The following is a 17,378-nucleotide window of genomic DNA, read 5'->3' as shown; positions in this document are numbered from 1 at the left end:
GTTCCTCCGGTCCGCCGCCGCCCGCCGCAGCCGCCCAGCCCGAGCCGTGCCGCGGAGTGGCCGCCGCGCAGGGTCCTCGGTATCGTGGCGCGCTCCGACGCGACCCGAGGAGATCCCGTGATCCGCCGCACCGCCCCCGGAGCCGCCGCGCTCCTCCTGCTCGCCCTGACCGGCTGCTCCGCCGGGTCGTCGCCCGCGGCGTCCCCGGCCGCCACTCCGGAGCCGGTCGGCGGCCTGGGGGTCGCCGTCTCGGCGCTCTGCGAGGCCGGCTCCGATCCGCAGTGCGTCCCGGTCGGCGGGCAGGACGTCCTCGTCGATCCCGAGGACTTCACCCGCGCGGGCGTCGTCGCGGTCGAGGCGGATCCGAGCACGGGGGTCGTCGACGTCCGGTTCGACGAGGCGGGCGCCGCCCTCCTGCGCCGCGGCTCCCAGGCGGCCATCGACGAGGGGGTCGACGCCCGGCTCCTCCTCCGCGTGGGCGACCGGGTCGAGTCTGCGCTCTCCGTGATGCAGCCGATCGAGGGCGACACCGTGCAGATCGTTCCCGCGGACGGCGACGCGCAGGGGCTGGTCGACCGGATCCTCGCCGACTGACGCCCGCCTAGGATCGGCGCATGGCGAAGGGTTTCCGCACGGAGCGCACGCAGGCGCTCCTCCTCGCGCAGCCCTGGGCGCTCTCGCTGGTGAGCGCCGTCTTCGTGGCGGGGATGCTCTGGCTGGCGGCGGACGCGGGCTGGGATCTCGGCGCGGTCGTCGGCGGCGGACGCCGGCACGCGCCGCTGTGGCTGGTGCTCCTGCTCGGCCTGCCGCTGTTCGGCGCCGGAGTGGTGCTCGGCGCGGTCCGGCAGGTGCGGCTCCTGCGGCGGCCGGCGGCGCCGCCCGTCCCGAGTCCGGAGGCGGAGCGGCTGCGGCGCGAGGGCCCGGGCTGGCTCAGCCGGCGCGAGGACGAGCGAGCGGCGCAGGGCGGGACCGGGAGCGCGCAGGGCGGCACCGGCGGCACACCGGACGTGATCGGCAGCGCTCCCGACGGCACGGACGACCCGCGCGACGAGGCCCGCTGACCGCGCCTCAGAGGTGCAGCATCCCCCAGTCGATGATCACGGCCAGCGCCGTGTAGGCCGCGGCCACCGCTCCGACCGCCTTGCCCGCGCGGTCGAGGTCGGCCTGCGGGTCCGGACCGGCGTCGGCGACGACCCGGAGCAGCGCTCCGACCAGCGCGATCAGCGTGATCGCCAGGATCCAGACCTTGAGCGACGCGTGCGGATCGACGTGCGCGAGCGTCAGCGCGACGACCGGCACCGCCACCACGAGCACCGACGCCAGCACCAGGAGGCAGCCGCGCCGGGTGAGGCCGGTCGGCCCGAAGGAGCCGCCGCGCATCCAGGCGCGCACGCGCTGCCTCCGCGAGGCAGGCGGACCGCCGGCGGAGTCCGCGTCGGTCGAGGGCCCCCAGTCCTGCGCGGTCGTCATCGCGCGGTGCCGGAGCGGTCGGGAGTCGGGCTGGGCCGCATCGGGTCCTCCAGGAGACGAGGGGGCACGTCGGACGGTGGTGCCGACCCCTCAGTCTCGGGAGCGCCTCCGGCAGCGGCAAGCGCCTCTTCCGGACATGTCCGGAAGAGGACGCTCAGGCCCGTCCCTGCAGGATCAGGTTCCAGTACACCCACGGCAGGACGCGGCGGTCGGCGAGGTAGGTGAGGCGCCGCTCCTTCGCCAGGCCCGTCCAGAAGGGGACGGTCGGCTTCGGGCGGTAGCGGTCGTCGAACTCGGCGAACACCACGCTCGACCGCGAGACCACGAAGGGGCAGACGGAGTAGCCGTTGTACACGCGGGGGAGCGGGCGGCCCTTCTGCGCGGCGACGAGGTTCTTCGCGAGCGTGGTGGTCTGCTGGCGCAGCGCTCCTCCGGACTTCGAGTTGACCGTGGCCGCCGCGTCGCCGAGCCCCCAGACGTCGGGGAACCGCGGGTGCCGCAGGGTCAGCGGGTCGACCTCGACGAAGCCGCCCTCGTCGCCCTCGGCGGCCAGTCCGGTGCCGGCCAGCCAGTCGGGGGCCGACTGCGGGGGCACGGCGTGCAGCACGTCGTACGACAGCGTCTCGCGCGGGCCGTCGGTCGAGCGCCGCGCGCGGTCGGGGCCGGGGAGGGCGGTTGCGCGCTCGTCGACGGCGAGGACGACCCTCCGCTCGGCCGCGTCGACCTCGACCAGCTCGCGGCCGTAGCGGACCTCGATCCCGTACTCCGCCACCTTCCGCTCGAGCTCGGAGTCGATCAGCGGCATCCCGAACAGGGTGGGGGTCGGCACGACGAGCACGACGCGGATGCGGTCGAGGACGCCGGTCGCGCGCCAGTAGTCGCAGGCGAGGTACATCGGCTTCTGCGAGGCGCCGGAGCAGGTGCCGGGGCCGCCGGGCTGCGTGAAGACGACGGTGCCGGAGCGGACCTCGCGGAGCACCTGCGACGCCTTGCGGGCGTACTCGTACTCGTAGTTGGACACTCCGAACGGCGAGTCCATCGCCTCCTGGAGCCCGGGGACCGCGGCCCAGTCCTTCTGGATCCCGGGGCAGACGACGAGCTGCCCGTAGCCGACGGTGCGGCCGGAGAGGAGGGTGACCGTGTGCGCGACCGGGTCGAGCGTCTCGACGCGGTCCTGGATCCAGACGACCCCCTTCGGCGTCACCGAGCCCTGGGGCCGGGTCGCCGCGGAGGCGGGTGCGGTGCCGCCCGCGACGTGGGAGAGCATCGGCTGGTAGACGTGGGTCGACCGGGGCTCGATCACCGCGACGTCGTCCACTCCGGAGCGCCGCAGCCGTCCCGCGGTCGAGAGTCCGGCGTTGCCGCCGCCGATGATGAGGACGTCGTGGCGGGCCGCGCCGGGATCGGTCATGGCCTCACCCTAGGGGCGCGCCGGGGCGAGCGGACGGGCTTGCGCAGACCCGCGGAAGGGGGGTGCGCTCGGAGTGCCCCGGGACGGTGATCCCGCACGGCCGCCCGGCTCGCGTCAGGCCGCCTCGAGCGCCTGGATCGCGGTCCTCGCGGTCGCGCAGGGGTAGGAGTCGTACCCGTCGTGGGCGTCGAAGGCGCGGCACTCGGCGCAGCGCAGCCGCACTCCGGCGCCGCCCTCGAGGACGCGCTCGGGGCGGTGCCCGTGCAGGATGACGGCGAGGCTCGCGACGAGGGGGTCGCTGCTCACCAGCGCGCTCCGCAGCGCCTCCGACCGGCGGCGGAGGTAGTCGTCCGCCACGGCGTCGATCGACTGCTCGGGGAGGTCCGGCTCGGGCCAGGAGGCGGGCCGCTCGACGGGCAGGTCGAGCTCGTCGAAGCCCATCGACCAGTCCGGGAAGCGGCGCTGCTCGTGCACGCTGGTCCAGACGGTGACCACTCCCTCGTGCCGCGGGTCGGCGAGGATCCGCGCGTAGAGCGAGCGCACGTCGGACTCCTCGCCCTCGAGCAGCTGCATCACGCGGCGGCCGCGGAAGACGAGCATCCCCGAGACGCCGTGCTCGACGTTGTTGCGGCGGCAGGTCTCGAGCAGCCGGCGGATCTCCCCCGAGCCCAGGTCGCGGTCGAGGGTGCTGACGTAGACGACGGTGAAGACGAGGGAGTCGCGCCGCGGCGAGTGCTCGACGAGGTGGAGCGTCGCGGGGGAGTGGGCGCCGGTCTCGGGGTCCATCAGGGCCGCGACCTCCGGGAACTCGAGCCAGATCAGGTCCTCCGGAGCGCTCGGCTCCACGGCGGTGACCGCCGGGACCGCGTCCAGCCACTGCGTCCGCTGGCGGAGGTCGGCGGCGACCGCCTTCTCGTCGAGCCCGGGCAGGAGGCCTGCGGCGCCGGAGACGAAGAGGCTCGTCGCGGAGTTGAGCAGCAGCGTCACGACCGTCGCGTGGCCGTCGCCGCCGAGCACAGGGAGCTCGACACTGTCGGTGCGGCCGTGGGCGGCGAGCCCGGAGGCGTAGGAGACGAGCGCGTCGGCGACCGCGTCCCCCACCTGGAAGGTCGCGCCGGCGTACTGGATCTGCTTCATAGCCCTACGATGCGCCTGCGGCGGATCCACGGGTAGGGGTACCGGTGCCGGGTGGAGCGTGCAGGGGTCGCGGCTGCTCCCGTCCGAGGAGCACGGAGCGGCGGGACCGCGCCCAGTCGGCCGTCGAGCGGGCCGGCGTCCCCGTGATCCGCTCGACCTCGTCGGTGAGCACGTCGACGCCGTCCAGGCCGCGGCGGGCGACGACTCCGAACTGCCGGCGGAGCCCCTCCGCCTGCCACGCGGACATGCCGGTGAGGCGCAGGACAGCGGCGAACACGCGGCTGGGCAGGTGCAGGTAGCGGACGCGACGGCCGAGCCCCGCGGTCAGCTCGCGGGCGGCGCCGGGCCCGTCGAGCAGAGCCGGTCCGGTGAGGACGGGCTCGGCGCCGGTGTGCCCTCCCGCCTCGAGGACGTGCGCGGCGACCCGGGCGATGTCGGCGGTGTCGATCCACGGGATGACGCCGCGCCCCATCGTCTGCGGGAGCAGGCCGCGCGAGATCGCGGGCGCCGAGGGCTCGAGGTTCGTCAGGAAGCCCGAGGCGTGGAGGATCGTCGCGGGCAGCCCGGAGGCGCGCACCCGCTCGTCGGTCCGCCAGATCGCGCGGCCCCAGGGGAGCGGCGAGTGCTCGGCCGCGTCGCCGCCGGAGAGCTGCACGAGCGCGCGGACGCCCGCCTCCTGGGCGGCACGGACGGCGGTGGCGCCGTGCTCGGCCTGGCGCGGGGTGGCGGCGGTGACCAGGAAGAGCTGGTCGGCGCCCCGGAGGGCGGCGGTCAGTGCGGCCCCGTCGCCGAGATCGGCGATCCGCGCGTCGAGGCCGCGGGCCGCGAGGGCCGCCGCCTGCTCGGGCCGACGGACGATCGCGCGGACGGGCGCGCCGGCCGCCACGAGCCGCTCGAATGTCTTGCCGCCGACGTCGCCGGTGACTCCGGTGATCGCGATCACGTCGCTCATGATTCCTCCTAGGTATCAACTAACTGATACTCGAAGACTACGCCGCTACGCTCGGTCCATGTCCTCGGAGTTCTCCCTGACCCGCGACGACGTCGACGCGATCGCCGCCTGGACGGTCATCCGCGCCGCCCGCGACCTGGCGAGGCGGGTCGGCGACGCGCTCGCGCCGGTCGGGCTCAGCCCGGTCGAGTTCGGCGTGCTGGCGCAGCTCTCGGCGGCCGACGGGCTGACGCAGGCCGACCTCGCCCGCGCCGTCGGCGTCCGCCCGCAGAGCATGACGGCCCTGGTCGCCGGGCTGGCGGAGCGGGGCCTGCTCGACCGGGGCGCCGAGCGCGGCCGCGGCCGTCACTCCCGGATCGCCCTGACCCCGGCGGGGCGCGACCTCCTCGCGGCCGCCTACCCGCTCGTGCGGGCCGGCAACGCGTGGTTCGGCGGCGAGGAGCGCGCCGACGCCGTCGCGACCGCGCTGCGCCCGCTGCTCGGCGGGCAGCCGGGCCCGGGGCACGAGGTCCCCTGAGTGGAGGGGGCGGGGAGGCTCGGCAGCGGGAGAGGCGGCTCCTCCTCCGAGCGCTCGTGCACACCCGGCCCCCTCGCGGGTGCCACCGGTACCCTGGTGCGGTGCCCCTGACCCTCCCTCCGCTGAGCCGCGCCCGCGCGCGCGCCGCCGCGGCGTACCCCACCCGGCAGCTGCTGACCAAGCGCGCCTCGGGCACGAACGGATGGCTCAGCTCGTGGGGGACGAACGCGCACGGCGAGATCGCCGGCTGCCCGCCGCCGCGCGGCTGACCCGCGACCGCCCCTCCTCCGGAGCCCGCGGCCGCGTCCCCGCGCTCACCCACCCCTCCGGACGGAACCCCTCATGCCGCACGAGCCCCTGCCCGCCGATCAGGCCCCCCACTCGATCTGGCGGGGACTCCGCCAGACCCTCCAGAAGGACACGGTCGGCGGAGCGTTCCTGCTCACCGCGACCCTCCTCGCCCTGATCGTCGCCAACAGCCCCGCGTCCGCGCTCTACAGCGCGGTCCGCGACTTCCGCTTCGGCCCCGAGGCCCTGCACCTCGAGCTGAGCGTCGGGTCGTGGGCGGCCGACGGCCTGCTCGCGATCTTCTTCTTCGTCGTCGGGCTCGAACTCAAGGAGGAGTTCGTCGCCGGCAAGCTCCGCGACCCGAAGACGGCGCTCGTGCCGATCGTCGCGGCCGTCGGCGGCGTGGCCGTCCCCGCCCTGATCTTCACCGCGGTGAACCTGCCCCGCGGAGGAGCCGCGCTGGACGGCTGGGCGATCCCCGCCGCCACCGACATCGCCTTCGCCGTCGCGGTGATCGCCGTGGTCGGCCGCTTCCTCCCGCCGGCGCTGCGGACGTTCCTCCTCACGCTCGCCGTGGTGGACGATCTCATCGCGATCACGATCATCGCCGTCTTCTACACCGCCGGCATCGACGTGCTGATGCTCCTGCTCGCGCTGGTGCCGCTGGCGGTCTTCGCGGTCTGCGTGCAGCGCGGCGTGCGCGCCTGGTGGGTGCTGATCCCGCTCGGAGTGGCGACGTGGGCGCTCGTGCACGCCTCGGGCATCCACGCCACGGTCGCGGGCGTGCTGCTCGGCTTCACCGTGCCGGTCGTCGCGACGAAGCGCGCCCGGGTGCAGGTGGGGTCGGATGCGGAGGGGCGCCCGGTCTACGACGGCCTCGCCGCGCACTTCGCCGATCGCTGGAGCGTCCTCTCGACCGCGGTCGCGGTGCCGGTCTTCGCGTTCTTCTCGGCCGGAGTGACGGTCGGCGGAGTCGCGGGCCTGGTCGACTCGTTCCAGGACTCGATCGCCGTGGGCATCATCGCGGGCCTCGTGCTCGGCAAGCCGCTCGGCATCGCCGGGAGCACCTTCCTCCTGACCCGGTTCCGCGGCATCGGCCTGGATCCGTCGCTGCGCTGGGTGGACGTGATCGGCATGGCGTTCGTGGCCGGCATCGGATTCACGGTGTCGCTGCTCGTCGGCGAGCTCTCGTTCGGCGCGGGCAGCGAGTCCGACGACCACGTGAAGGTCGGCGTCCTGGCCGGCTCGTTCCTCGCGGCGGTGATCGGAGGCGCGATCCTCTCGGTCCGCAACCGCCACTACCGCCGCCTGCAGGGCTGACGCCCGGCGGGATCTCGCGGCGCCCGCGGCCCGGGCGGCTCGATCGGCACGCGCCTCCTGCTGGTCGAGCAGCCGCCGCAGGCGCCCTGTCGAGGCCCGCGCGGCTCAGCCGTGCAGGCCGTGGACGACCGCGTGGCCGCGGCCGCGGGAGATGAGCAGGCGGTTCACCGGGGTCGTGACGACGAAGGCCAGGGCCAGGGCGCCGGCGAGCGAGCCCCAGAAGAGGCCGGACGAGAGCCCCGCGTCCATCGCTCCGGGGATCGCGAGCACCACTGTGTTGTCGACGACCTCCATCACGGCGATCGAGACGGTGTCGGCCGCCAGGGCGATGCCGACGGCGGCGCGCCACGTCACTCCGGAGCGGAGCACGCCCCGCAGCGTGAGCGCGTAGCCGAACACGAACGCGAGGACGATCGAGAGGGCGACCGTCGTCAGGGCGGGCAGCCCCAGGGCGGAGCCGATCACCATGCCGAGGACCTCGCCGATCGCGCAGCCGGTCAGGCAGTGCAGGGTCGCGAGGGCGGCGGCGCGCCAGGTGGTCGGGTGGTGGTGGGCGTGGTCGGTCATGGTGTCTCCTCCGGTTCGGTCCAGGGGGGTGCAACATACCCCCGGGGGGTATATTCCCGACCCGGCCGTCGGAGTCTCCTCCGGCTCCGCAGGCGCGCGAGCCGTTCGCCCGGGCGCGCTACCCTCGCCCCGTGCTCCTCCGAGCACCGCCCCTCGACACCAGGAGCCCCGATGGCCGCCCCCACCGTCCTCTTCGTCTGCATCCACAACGCCGGCCGCTCGCAGATGGCCGCCGGCTACCTCCGCGCCCTCTCCGGCGGCGCCGTCGAGGTCCGCTCCGGCGGCTCCGAGCCCGGCGACAGCATCAACCCGATCGCGATCGAGGCGATGGCGGAGGAGGGCATCGACATCTCGCAGGCCGTCCCGCAGCTGATGACCACCGAGCAGGTCCAGGCCTCCGACGTCGTGATCACGATGGGCTGCGGCGACGTCTGCCCCGTCTTCCCCGGTAAGCGCTACGAGGACTGGGACCTCGCCGACCCGAAGGGCCGACCGCTCGAGGAGGTCCGCTCGATCCGCGACGACATCAGGGCCCGCGTGCAGGCGCTCGTCGCGGAGCTGCTGCCCGCCTGAGCCGGTCGATCCCGTCCGGCCGCGTCAGCGTTCGGCGGGAGGCGGGAACGTCCGCCCGACCGGCGGCGAGCCCGCCGGGAGCGCCGCGCGCGCCCGGTGCAGGAAGACGGCGGTCATGACGACCCGGGCGCGGGCCGGCGACGAGTCGAGCGGGCCGATCAGCTCCTCGATCCGCGCGAGCCGGTCGTAGAGGGTCTGCCGGCCGATGCCGAGCGCGGACGCCGTCGCCGTCTTGCTCCCCCACAGCGACGCGAAGGTCTCGAGGGTGGCGAGCAGCTCGCCGCGCTGGGCGCGCAGGGGCCCGAGCACCTCCTCGACGAGGCCGTCCGCCTCCGGATCGTCCTGCAGGGAGCTCGCGAACCGCTCCAGGCGGTACTGGCGCGAGTCGACGACTCCGCCTGCGGGCGCCCACTCGAGCGCGCCGCGCACCTCCGCCAGCTCCCGGGGCACCCGCTCCTGCCCGCCGAGCCCGCTTCCGACGCAGAGCAGAGCGTCCGAGTCGAGGGCGGCGCCGAGGCGCAGGAGCTCCGTCCGGCCCTCCTCCATCGCGGCGGCGGTGGCGAACGGCAGCAGCGCCAGCAGCTCGGAGCCGACCACGCAGAGCACCGGGCCGGGATCCGCTCCCGCGCCCGTCAGGAGGCGGAGCAGAGCGCGGAGCCGCCGGTCGTCGTGACCGGTGTCGGCCCGGACGCCGAGGTAGCGCTCCCGGGATCCGGCGCCGAGGCGGCCGAGGAAGGCGTCGATCTGGAGGTCGGCCGCCGGGTCCGCGCGCTCGACAGATGCGATCGCGAAGAGCTGGGCGGTCAGCCGCTCGGTGACCGACGGCGGGCGGTGCCGGAGCACGGCGATCGCGAGGACGTCCGGCGCCCGGTCGAGCGCGACGGCGACGGCGTGGAGGTCGGCGTCGGCGTGGGCCCGCAGATGCAGGGTGCCCAGGAGGGAGTCGCCCGCGTGCAGCACGTTCGAGAACGTCCCGGCCGTCGGCTCCGTGTCGACGCCCGGCCCGGGCGAGGCGCGGGCGATCTCGTCGCCCGTGAGCGAGACGAGCGAGGCGGAGGCGCCCGTCGCGGAGGCGACGACCTGCAGGAGCTCGTCGACGCCCGCGTCCCCGGAGGCTGCGTCGGCCAGCAGACCGGACACTCTGTCCGCCAGTCGGATGCTCCGGAACTTCTGCTCGGTGAGGTGGGTGTTGATGCTCTCGCAGACCTGCACGAAGGGGACGCGCCGGGGCAGGGCGAGCACGGGGAGGCCGAGCTCGTCGGCCGCCGCGACGATCGGCGGCGGCACCGCGGGCAGGCGCGGCGAGAGCTCGAGAGCGAGGGCGCCGACTCCCGCATCCACCAGAGACCGCACGTACTCGCGGCACTCCGCCGGGTCCTGGTCGGTCGAGAGGAGCGCGCCCTCCATCAGGAGCAGCTCGCCTCCGAGGAGGAGGGGCGCGATGTCGAGCTGCTCGCTCGTGTGGGCCCAGCGGATCACGGCGCGCTCGGCGGCCGCGTGCCCGGCGGCCACCACCGGGAGCATGGCGGCGAGGCGCGGATCCCGCATCGCGTCCGACAGCAGGTAGGCCATACAGAACGTCCTCTCGCGTCACGGCGAATTTACACGCGGACGCGCCGCCCGAAACGGGTCCGCACGAGAGTGGAGCCTCACCGGGCGCCCCGCCCTCCCCTTCATCCCCCTCCCCGAGAGGATCCGCCATGAGCACCGACACCCTGCACGGCACCGCCGACGCCGAGGACGCGCTGAGTCCCCTGCCCGACTCCCGGCGCACCGCCCGGCTCGACGGGCAGTTCTGGATCTGGGCCGGCGCCAACATCGCCCCCATCAACTGGGTGCTCGGCGCCCTCGGCGTGAACATGGGCCTCGGCCTGGCGGACACCGTCACCGTCCTCGTGCTCGGCAACGTCGTCGGGATGGCGGTGTTCGGCTTCTTCGTCCTCCTCGGCCAGCGGACGGGGGCGACCGGGATGCTCGTGGGACGGGCGATCTTCGGCCGGCGCGGCAACTACGTCCCGGCCGCGATCCAGGCCGTGGTCGTGATCGGCTGGTGCGCCATCAACACCTGGATCGTCCTCGACCTGGTCATCGCGCTCCTCGGCTCCGTCGGCGTCGTCGACCCGGAGCAGGCGAACGTCGGCTGGAAGATCGCGGTGGCCGCGGTGATCATGGCGGTGCAGGTCGCGATCTCCTTCCTCGGCTACCGCGCGATCGCCGCCTTCGAGCGCTGGACCGTGCCGCCGACCCTCCTGGTGCTGGCGATCATGTCGGTCGTCGCCTGGTTCTTCCTCGACATCGACTGGTCCTACGCCGGCCCCGCGGAGGGCGCGCTCACCGGAGGCGACCGCATCGCGGCCATGTCCATCGTGATGACCGCCATCGGCATCGGCTGGGGCCTCACCTGGCTCGCCTACGCCGGCGACTACTCCCGCTTCGTCGGACCCCGCTCCTCGAAGCGGGGGCTCTACCTCGCCAGCGTCCTCGGCCAGTTCATCCCGGTGGTCTGGCTCGGCGTCCTCGGCGCGACCCTCGCGACGAAGAACGGCTCCGTGGATCCCGGGGAGCTGATCGTCGAGAACTTCGGCGCCCTCGCGATCCCCGTGCTGCTCCTGGTGGTGCACGGTCCGATCGCGACCAACGTCCTCAACATCTACTCGTTCGGCATGGCGACCCAGGCCCTCGACATCCGGCTCGGGCGCCGCGCGCTCAGCCTCATCGTCGGCGTCCTGGCCTTCGCGGCCGCGGTGTTCTTCGTCTTCCAGGACGACCTCGCCACCACGCTCGACGCGTGGCTGGTCGGCCTCGTCGGCTGGGTCGCCCCGTGGGGTGCGATCGTGCTGGTGCACTACACCGTGTTCGAGCCGCGCGTCCGCTCCTTCGGGCACCTGTTCGCCCCCGTCGGCTCGCCGCTGCTGCCGGACGTCCGCTGGCGGGCGCTGCTCTCCTTCGCGATCGGCGCGACCCTGACCTGGCTGTTCATGAACGGCTCGGTGCCCGCCCTGCAGGGTCCGGCCGCGACCGCCCTCGGCGGCGTCGACGTCTCGTGGCTCGCGGGCGGAGTCTCGGCCGGCATCGCCTACCTCCTGCTCGGCCGGGACGCTCCCGCCTGGGTCGAGCGCCGGGAGTCGGCCGCGCCGGTCGCCGCGGAGCCCGAGCCCGTCCGCGGCTGAGCCCGAGCCCCTCCGCGGGCCGGCCCCCTCGCGAGTCGGCCCGCCCCGTCCCACCCCGCACCACGAACGGAACCGCCATGCCCCTCTTCCTCTCCGACGCCGCCGTGATCACCATGGACCCGGTCTCGGGCGCCGTCCCGATCACGGCGAGCATCCGCATCGTCGACGAGCTGATCGTCGCGATCGGCCCGGGCCTCGTCCCCGAGCCGGGCGACGAGGTGATCGACGGGCGCGACCGCCTGGTCGTCCCCGGCTTCATCAACGCCCACACCCACTCGTGGGAGTACCTCTACAAGGGCCGCTACGACAACCTGCCGCTCGAGCTGTGGATGCTGCTGTCGTACCCGATCCTCGGGAACAGCCGCGTCGCTCCGGATCTGGTGCGGCTGCGCTCGTCGCTCTTCGCCCTCGAAGCGCTGAAGGCCGGGGTCACGACCCTGGTCGACGACGTGCTCGAGAACCCGGACCAGGACGCGGAGCAGCTCGCCGCGGTCTTCGACGCGTACGACGAGATCGGAGTCCGCGCCAACATCTCGGGCCACGTGATCAGCAGGCCCTTCCACGAGACGATGCCGTTCCTCGAGGAGTACGTGCCCGCGGAGATCCTCGACCAGGCGCGGTCGGCGTCGCGCCCGACGACGGAGGGCTACCTCGCCTTCAGCCGCGAGGCGTTCGCGACCCAGCACGGGAGGGGAGGCGGTCGGCTGCGCTACATGGTCGCGCCGTCCGCTCCTCAGCGCTGCGGGCCCGAGCTGCTCGTGGGGGCGACCGAGCTGGCGCTCGAGCACGGGGCGGAGTGCCATATCCACGTCCTCGAGACGAAGACGCAGCTGGTGACCGGGGAGCTGTCCTACGGCTCGACCCTGGTCGAGTACATGGAGCGGATCGGCGCGCTCTCGCCGAACACGACCTTCGCCCACGGGATCTGGCTCACCGACTCCGACATGGAGCGGATCGCCGCCGCCGGCACGTCCGTCTCGCACAACCCGATCTCGAACCTCAAGCTCGGCTCGGGCATCGCCCCGTGGCGCGCGCTGCACGACGCGGGCGTGAACCTCGGCCTCGGCACCGACGGCTGCTCGAGCAGCGACTCGCCGCGCATGCTCGACGTCGTGAAGGCCGCGGCGCTCCTGCACAAGGTCACGGATCCGGACATCGCCACCTGGCCGACCGTGTCCGAGGTGCTCACGGCCGGAACGATCGGAGGCGCGCGCAGCGCCGTGCTCGACGGCGTCACCGGCAGCATCGAGGTCGGCAAGCAGGCCGACCTCGTCGTCTACGACCTCGAGACGCTGAACTTCACCCCGCGCCAGCGGCTCGAGAACCAGCTCGTCTACTCCGAGAACGGCTCGTCGATCGACACCGTGATCGTCGCGGGCCGGATCGTCGTCTCGAAGGGCGTCTCGACCACCGTCGACGAGGCGGCCCTCCGCGCGGATCTCGCCGCGCAGCTGGGGGAGATCGTGGCCTGGCAGGACTCGCTGGACCGCACGAACGGCCTGCTCACCGAGCCGTTCCGGCGGATGTACGAGCGGGCGATGCGCCACGACGCCCCCGTCGACCGCTTCAGCGGCCGCCGGCTGGTCTGAGGGCGGGCCGCCTCCCGGCGGACTCCCGGCCCGGCACACGGACGGGCGGGGGCGCGGCTCCAGTAGGTTGCGCACATGAGGTGGCGAGCGGGAGCGGTGGCGGTGCTCGTCCTCGCGCTCGCCGGGTGCACCGCGCCGGCCGACCCCGAGCCGACGACCGGGCCCACGACAGCCCCCGTCTCCGGGCCGGTGGTCGGCGGTTACGGCGACCTGCACGTCGCGCCCGACGGGTCGATGATGTTCTGCTACTCCGACCCCGATCCGGGATTCACGGGCGTCTGGCGCGAGTGCCAGGACGGGATCCGCACCGTGGGCGTCGACCCGGCCGCGATCGACGCGACCCTCGGGGAGACGGCGACGGCCGATCCGGGCGGGCACCGCTGGGTCGGCGCGGCGGCCGGGAAGCGCACCGCCGAGGACGGCACCGACGTCTACACCGTCTTCCTCGCGGGGACGCGCACGGACGTCGCCTTCACCGTGACCGCGGTCGGCGAGGGCGCCTACCGCGTGCCGTCCGAGTACCAGGAGCTGCAGCCGGGAGTGCCGGGCGGGTTCCTGGTGCGGCTCGAGCCGATCGGCTGAGCGGGGGCGCCGGCGCGGGCGGAGGAGCGGAGCGGGGCGCAGCGGCGGGAGGGGCGGAGTCGGCGGACTCGCGCACCCCCCGCCCGACCCTCACAGCGGGCGCGGCCGGTACCGCTCGATCAGCGCGTCGAACAGGCCGTTCATCCGCTCGTCGACCACGCGGCGCGACTCGTCGGCGTCGTACCACTCCACGATCTCGCGGGCGCCGTCGCTGAAGCGCACCGAGGGGGAGTAGGCCGGGACGAGGCGGCGGATCTTCGCGTTGTCGAACACCATCGAGTGCGCCTTGTCGCCGATGATCCCGGCACCGAGCTCGGGGTCGGCCGCGGCGATCGCGTCGGAGGCGACGTGCACGAGGCGCGGCTCGACTCCGGCCGCAGCGGCGAGGTCGTGGTGGATCTCGTCCCAGGTCGGGGTCTCGTCGCCGGTGATGTGGAAGGCCTCGCCGATCGCGGCGGAGGCGCCGAGAAGCCCGACCAGGCCGACGGCGACGTCGTCGGCGTGCGTGAGCGTCCAGAGCGAGGTGCCGTCGCCGAGGACGACCACCTCTTGGCCGCGCCGCATCCGGTCGACGACGGTCCAGCCTCCGTCGACGGGCAGCGCAATCCGGTCGTAGGTGTGCGAGGGGCGGACGATCGTGACCGGGAAGCCGCTCGTGCGGTACTCGGCCACGAGCAGGTCCTCGCACGCGATCTTGTCGCGGGAGTACTGCCAGTAGGGGTTCCGGAGCGGAGTCGACTCGGTGACCGGGAGGCTGCGCGGCGGCTTCTGGTAGGCCGAGGCCGAGCTGATGAAGACGTACTGGCCCGTGCGGCCGGCGAACAGGTCGATGTCCTGCTGCACGTGCTCGGGCGTGAAGGCGACGAAGTCGATCACGGCGTCGAAGCTCCGGTCGCCGAGGGCGGCGGTGACGGAGTCGCGGTCGCGGCCGTCGGCCTGCACCTCGCGGACGCCCTCGGGCAGCGGGCGGAGCGACGTCCGCCCCCGGTTCAGCACGGTCACGTCGTGGCCGAGCCGCAGCGCCTCGCGGACGCAGGCGGCGCTGATGATGCCCGTCCCGCCGATGAACAGCACGCTGAGCGACATGGATCCTCCTCCGGCGGCGCCCGCGGCGGACGCCTCCCGACCCGATTCCCCCACATCGGGACGCCGCACGCGAGTCCCTTGACCCGGCTACCGCTCGACGGGACGCCGTTGCTCGTCCTCCGGCTCGGGGGCGAGCAGCGCCTCCGGAGCGGCCGCCGCGGTCGGCACGTCGGGCGCCGTCCGCTGCTCGAGGGAGCGGCCCCAGGCCGTGCCCACGAGGATCAGCGCGATGCCGAGGAAGCCGACCGGCGCGATCGGATCGCGGGCGAGCGCGACTCCGACGACCGCGGCCCACACCGGCTCGGTGCCCAGCAGCAGGCTGACGCGGGAGGGCGAGGTGCGGCGGACCGCCCACGTCTGCACGAGGAAGCCGAAGACGGTGCAGACCAGGACGAGGTAGAGGAACAGGCCGGCGCCCACGGGGTCGAGCCCCGCGACGTACTCGGGGATCGGCACGCCGACGACGAGCGACGCGGCGCTGAAGACGACGGCGCAGGTGCCGAGCTGCACCGTGGTCAGGCGGAGGGAGTCCATCGGCGCCCGCGCCGAGAGGCGGTGCATCGACGTGACGTGCACGGCCCGCACGACGGCGGCGCCGAGGATCAGCAGGTCGCCGGGGGAGAGCGGGCGGAGGGCGCCGTTGCCCGCGAGCAGCGCGACTCCGACGACCGCCACGAGGCATGCGAGCAGGAAGCGGCCCGGGAGCCGGCGCTTCGAGACGGCGGAGTCGAGGATCGGCGTGATCACGATCGTCAGGCTGATGATGAGGCCCGCGTTGGTGGCGGAGGTGCCGGCGATGCCGTAGGTCTCGAGCGCGAAGATCGTCGCGAGCAGCGCCCCGATGGTCACGCCGACCCGCCACTCCGCCGCGGTGATCCGGTGCCGCCGCGCCGCGACGATCACGGCCAGGCACAGCGCGGCGAGGGTCATCCGCGAGCCGAGCAGCGCCATCACGCTGGAGTCGGTGACGAGCTCCTTCGCCGCGAAGTAGGTCGAGCCCCAGGAGGCGGCGACCACGAGCAGGAGGAGGTCGACCCGGAAGCGGGAGAAGAGAGCGCGCACGGCTCATCGTGGCGGCACGGAGACCCGCAGGACAAGACTGCATCTTCTTCGCCGACGCGTAAGTTGGAACTCATGGAACTCGGACAGCTCAGGGCTCTGCGGGAGCTCGGCGAGCGCGGGAGCATCGCCGCCGTCGCCGCCGCGATGCGGGTGTCCCCCTCCTCCGTCTCGCAGCAGATCAGCGCGCTGCAGCGCCGCACCCCGACGGCGCTGACCTTCCGCGACGGGCGCCGGACCGCGCTGACCCCCGCCGGCCGCGCTCTCGCGGCGGCCGTGGTCGAGGTGGAGGTGGCGCTCGAACGCGCGGCCCGGGCGGTCGCGGACTTCGAGGGGGAGCCGAGCGGCACGGTCTCGGTCGCCGCGTTCCACAGCGCGGGGCTGGCGATGTTCGGTCCGCTGCTGGAGGCGCTGCGCGCACCGGGTCTGCCGGGTGTCGCGCTCGCCGACTTCGACGTGGCGCAGAGCGCCTTCGCCGGGCTGACCGCGGACCACGACCTGGTCGTCGCGCACCGGCTCGCCGGCAGCGCCGAGTGGCCCGGGACCGTGCGCTCCACGCCCCTCCTCTTCGAGCCGCTCGACCTCGCGCTGCGGCGCGACCATCCGCTCGCCGCGAAGGACGTCGTCCGTCCCGCCGACCTCCGCGACGAGGAGTGGGTCGCGGTGCACGAGGGCTTCCCCCTGGAGCGGGCGATCGACGCCATCGCGGTCCTCGCGGGCGGCGACGCGCGCATCCCGCACCGGATCAACGACTTCCTGGTCGCGGCGGCGGTCGTGTCGGCGGGCGACGGCGTCGCGCTGCTGCCGCGGTACACGACCGACCTGCGGCGCACGCCGGAGGTGGTGCTGCGGCCGCTCGGGATCCCGGGGCTCGGCCGCCACATCGACTGCCTCGCCCGACCCGAGACGCTGGAGCGCTCGGCCGTGCGGGTCGTGCTCGAGCAGCTGACCGGGATCGCCGCGGGGCTCGCCGCCGCGCCGTAGCATCGTGCCGTGCACCGCCTGATCGAGACCACGGCCGGAGACCCGGCCGCCACGGACCTCTTCGCCCTGCAGGAGGCCGACCTCCTCGCCCGCTACGGCGGCGACGACACCGGTCCGCGTCCGCCCGCCGACGCTCCGACCCTGCTGCTCGAGGTCGACGGCGGGCTCGTCGGCTCCGTGGCGCTCGCGGTCGAGGACGGCATCGGCGAGATCAAGCGGATGTTCGTGGTGAGCGCCGCGCGGGGCCGCGGGCTCAGCCGTGTGCTGCTCGCCGGCGTCGAGCGGCTGGCGGCCCGCGAGGGCGTGGAGCTGCTCCGACTGGTCACCGGCACGGAGCAGCCGGAGGCGATGGCGCTCTACGCGAGCGCCGGCTACGACCCGATCGCGGGCTACGGCTACTGGGGCGACGAGCCGAGCGCGCGCTGCTACGCGAAGCGGCTCGACCGCGAGGCGCTGCTCGCCGACGCGGGCTGACGCCGGGCTGGCGCTGGGCTGATGCCGGGCTGCCCGTTCGGCCGTCGCGGGCCGGCGACGGACTGACGTCGGGTTCTGCGCTCGGCCGTCGCGGGCTCTCCGGGCCGCTCGGTCCAGGGTGCTCGCGAGTCGGGCCGCCCGCTCGGAGGGTCCGTATCGGCGAGTCCGACGGGGCATCTGCGACGTCGTGCACGACTGG

General features: G+C 74.5%; 19 protein-coding genes. 11 read left to right on the top strand and 8 right to left on the bottom strand.

The features are described 5' to 3' along the window. Window positions 1-117: 117 nt before the first annotated feature. Both C5B98_RS08160 and C5B98_RS08155 read left to right on the top strand, forming a co-directional pair. The gene (locus tag C5B98_RS08160) at window positions 118-594 is read left to right on the top strand and encodes a hypothetical protein (RefSeq protein ID WP_104327617.1); all 477 of its coding nucleotides are present in this window, start codon (window positions 118-120) and stop codon (window positions 592-594) included. A gap of 20 nt (window positions 595-614) precedes the next feature. Beyond that, window positions 615-1,061, top strand: coding sequence for a hypothetical protein (locus C5B98_RS08155; protein ID WP_104247793.1), 447 nt, complete (start codon window positions 615-617; stop codon window positions 1,059-1,061). Between the two features lie 7 nt (window positions 1,062-1,068). On the opposite strand, the gene C5B98_RS08150 is transcribed toward C5B98_RS08155, so the two are convergent. The 4 genes from C5B98_RS08150 to C5B98_RS08135 all read right to left on the bottom strand — a co-directional run bounded on the left by C5B98_RS08150 (window position 1,069) and on the right by C5B98_RS08135 (window position 4,970). After that, window positions 1,069-1,392 carry a hypothetical protein gene (locus C5B98_RS08150; protein ID WP_104305349.1) on the bottom strand — a complete coding sequence of 108 codons (324 nt, stop codon included), beginning with the start codon at window positions 1,390-1,392 and terminating at the stop codon, window positions 1,069-1,071. Window positions 1,393-1,624: 232 nt separating this feature from the next. Next, window positions 1,625-2,881 (bottom strand): NAD(P)/FAD-dependent oxidoreductase, encoded by a 1,257-nt coding sequence (locus C5B98_RS08145; protein WP_104327616.1) that lies wholly within the window; start codon window positions 2,879-2,881, stop codon window positions 1,625-1,627. A gap of 114 nt (window positions 2,882-2,995) precedes the next feature. After that, entirely contained in the window at window positions 2,996-4,018 is a 1,023-nt protein-coding gene (locus tag C5B98_RS08140) for a BLUF domain-containing protein (protein ID WP_104263310.1), read from the bottom strand. Between the two features lie 4 nt (window positions 4,019-4,022). Further along, complete coding sequence (locus C5B98_RS08135; protein ID WP_104263309.1) at window positions 4,023-4,970, bottom strand: NAD(P)H-binding protein; 948 nt, start codon at window positions 4,968-4,970, stop codon at window positions 4,023-4,025. Window positions 4,971-5,028: 58 nt separating this feature from the next. Here C5B98_RS08135 and C5B98_RS08130 point away from each other — a divergent pair, with 58 nt between their 5' ends. From C5B98_RS08130 to nhaA, 3 genes are all read left to right on the top strand, one after another. Further along, the gene (locus tag C5B98_RS08130) at window positions 5,029-5,487 is read left to right on the top strand and encodes a MarR family winged helix-turn-helix transcriptional regulator (protein ID WP_160035578.1); all 459 of its coding nucleotides are present in this window, start codon (window positions 5,029-5,031) and stop codon (window positions 5,485-5,487) included. A gap of 101 nt (window positions 5,488-5,588) precedes the next feature. Then, complete coding sequence (locus C5B98_RS16910) at window positions 5,589-5,756, top strand: hypothetical protein (RefSeq protein ID WP_181027217.1); 168 nt, start codon at window positions 5,589-5,591, stop codon at window positions 5,754-5,756. Window positions 5,757-5,829: 73 nt separating this feature from the next. Next, window positions 5,830-7,095 carry a Na+/H+ antiporter NhaA gene (gene nhaA, locus C5B98_RS08125; RefSeq protein WP_104263307.1) on the top strand — a complete coding sequence of 422 codons (1,266 nt, stop codon included), beginning with the start codon at window positions 5,830-5,832 and terminating at the stop codon, window positions 7,093-7,095. A 105-nt stretch (window positions 7,096-7,200) separates the two neighbouring features. On the opposite strand, the gene C5B98_RS08120 is transcribed toward nhaA, so the two are convergent. Next, a complete protein-coding gene (locus C5B98_RS08120; protein ID WP_104263306.1) occupies window positions 7,201-7,662 on the bottom strand; it encodes a DUF4396 domain-containing protein in 462 nt (153 codons plus the stop codon). Between the two features lie 171 nt (window positions 7,663-7,833). Between C5B98_RS08120 and C5B98_RS08115 the strand changes: the two genes are divergently transcribed. Further along, complete coding sequence (locus C5B98_RS08115) at window positions 7,834-8,235, top strand: arsenate reductase ArsC (protein WP_104222419.1); 402 nt, start codon at window positions 7,834-7,836, stop codon at window positions 8,233-8,235. Between the two features lie 24 nt (window positions 8,236-8,259). Here the strand turns inward: C5B98_RS08115 and C5B98_RS08110 are convergent, their stop codons facing one another. Continuing rightward, window positions 8,260-9,807, bottom strand: coding sequence for a PucR family transcriptional regulator (locus C5B98_RS08110; RefSeq protein WP_104263305.1), 1,548 nt, complete (start codon window positions 9,805-9,807; stop codon window positions 8,260-8,262). Window positions 9,808-9,935: 128 nt separating this feature from the next. Here C5B98_RS08110 and C5B98_RS08105 point away from each other — a divergent pair, with 128 nt between their 5' ends. The 3 genes from C5B98_RS08105 to C5B98_RS08095 all read left to right on the top strand — a co-directional run bounded on the left by C5B98_RS08105 (window position 9,936) and on the right by C5B98_RS08095 (window position 13,576). Then, the gene (locus C5B98_RS08105; protein ID WP_104234359.1) at window positions 9,936-11,405 is read left to right on the top strand and encodes a cytosine permease; all 1,470 of its coding nucleotides are present in this window, start codon (window positions 9,936-9,938) and stop codon (window positions 11,403-11,405) included. A gap of 77 nt (window positions 11,406-11,482) precedes the next feature. Further along, a complete protein-coding gene (locus C5B98_RS08100; RefSeq protein WP_104263506.1) occupies window positions 11,483-12,994 on the top strand; it encodes an amidohydrolase family protein in 1,512 nt (503 codons plus the stop codon). A 75-nt stretch (window positions 12,995-13,069) separates the two neighbouring features. Next, window positions 13,070-13,576 (top strand): hypothetical protein, encoded by a 507-nt coding sequence (locus C5B98_RS08095; protein ID WP_146076913.1) that lies wholly within the window; start codon window positions 13,070-13,072, stop codon window positions 13,574-13,576. Window positions 13,577-13,666: 90 nt separating this feature from the next. On the opposite strand, the gene C5B98_RS08090 is transcribed toward C5B98_RS08095, so the two are convergent. Further along, a complete protein-coding gene (locus C5B98_RS08090; protein ID WP_104263508.1) occupies window positions 13,667-14,662 on the bottom strand; it encodes an SDR family oxidoreductase in 996 nt (331 codons plus the stop codon). An 87-nt stretch (window positions 14,663-14,749) separates the two neighbouring features. After that, the gene (locus tag C5B98_RS08085; RefSeq protein WP_219814192.1) at window positions 14,750-15,724 is read right to left on the bottom strand and encodes a DMT family transporter; all 975 of its coding nucleotides are present in this window, start codon (window positions 15,722-15,724) and stop codon (window positions 14,750-14,752) included. 72 nt (window positions 15,725-15,796) lie between these two features. Here C5B98_RS08085 and C5B98_RS08080 point away from each other — a divergent pair, with 72 nt between their 5' ends. Both C5B98_RS08080 and C5B98_RS08075 read left to right on the top strand, forming a co-directional pair. Then, window positions 15,797-16,705, top strand: coding sequence for a LysR family transcriptional regulator (locus C5B98_RS08080; protein WP_104263509.1), 909 nt, complete (start codon window positions 15,797-15,799; stop codon window positions 16,703-16,705). 9 nt (window positions 16,706-16,714) lie between these two features. After that, window positions 16,715-17,179, top strand: coding sequence for a GNAT family N-acetyltransferase (locus tag C5B98_RS08075; RefSeq protein ID WP_104263510.1), 465 nt, complete (start codon window positions 16,715-16,717; stop codon window positions 17,177-17,179). Window positions 17,180-17,378: the final 199 nt, after the last annotated feature.

Source organism: Rathayibacter sp. AY1A5 (assembly GCF_002930875.1).
In the GTDB taxonomy this organism is placed as follows: domain Bacteria; phylum Actinomycetota; class Actinomycetes; order Actinomycetales; family Microbacteriaceae; genus Rathayibacter.
This window is presented reverse-complemented; position numbering and strand designations above follow the sequence as displayed.

What these genes read in the sequence shown, in the direction of transcription:
- C5B98_RS08105 (WP_104234359.1), top strand. Translation starts at nt 9,936, where the DNA reads ATGAGCACCGACACCCTGCACGGCACCGCCGACGCCGAGGACGCGCTG.
- C5B98_RS08130 (WP_160035578.1), top strand. Translation starts at nt 5,029, where the DNA reads ATGTCCTCGGAGTTCTCCCTGACCCGCGACGACGTCGACGCGATCGCC.
- C5B98_RS08120 (WP_104263306.1), bottom strand. Translation starts at nt 7,662, where the DNA reads ATGACCGACCACGCCCACCACCACCCGACCACCTGGCGCGCCGCCGCC.
- C5B98_RS08145 (WP_104327616.1), bottom strand. Translation starts at nt 2,881, where the DNA reads ATGACCGATCCCGGCGCGGCCCGCCACGACGTCCTCATCATCGGCGGC.
- C5B98_RS08140 (WP_104263310.1), bottom strand. Translation starts at nt 4,018, where the DNA reads ATGAAGCAGATCCAGTACGCCGGCGCGACCTTCCAGGTGGGGGACGCG.
- C5B98_RS08080 (WP_104263509.1), top strand. Translation starts at nt 15,797, where the DNA reads ATGGAACTCGGACAGCTCAGGGCTCTGCGGGAGCTCGGCGAGCGCGGG.
- C5B98_RS08155 (WP_104247793.1), top strand. Translation starts at nt 615, where the DNA reads ATGGCGAAGGGTTTCCGCACGGAGCGCACGCAGGCGCTCCTCCTCGCG.
- C5B98_RS08095 (WP_146076913.1), top strand. Translation starts at nt 13,070, where the DNA reads ATGAGGTGGCGAGCGGGAGCGGTGGCGGTGCTCGTCCTCGCGCTCGCC.
- C5B98_RS08100 (WP_104263506.1), top strand. Translation starts at nt 11,483, where the DNA reads ATGCCCCTCTTCCTCTCCGACGCCGCCGTGATCACCATGGACCCGGTC.
- C5B98_RS08115 (WP_104222419.1), top strand. Translation starts at nt 7,834, where the DNA reads ATGGCCGCCCCCACCGTCCTCTTCGTCTGCATCCACAACGCCGGCCGC.
- C5B98_RS08090 (WP_104263508.1), bottom strand. Translation starts at nt 14,662, where the DNA reads ATGTCGCTCAGCGTGCTGTTCATCGGCGGGACGGGCATCATCAGCGCC.
- C5B98_RS08110 (WP_104263305.1), bottom strand. Translation starts at nt 9,807, where the DNA reads ATGGCCTACCTGCTGTCGGACGCGATGCGGGATCCGCGCCTCGCCGCC.
- C5B98_RS08135 (WP_104263309.1), bottom strand. Translation starts at nt 4,970, where the DNA reads ATGAGCGACGTGATCGCGATCACCGGAGTCACCGGCGACGTCGGCGGC.
- nhaA (WP_104263307.1), top strand. Translation starts at nt 5,830, where the DNA reads ATGCCGCACGAGCCCCTGCCCGCCGATCAGGCCCCCCACTCGATCTGG.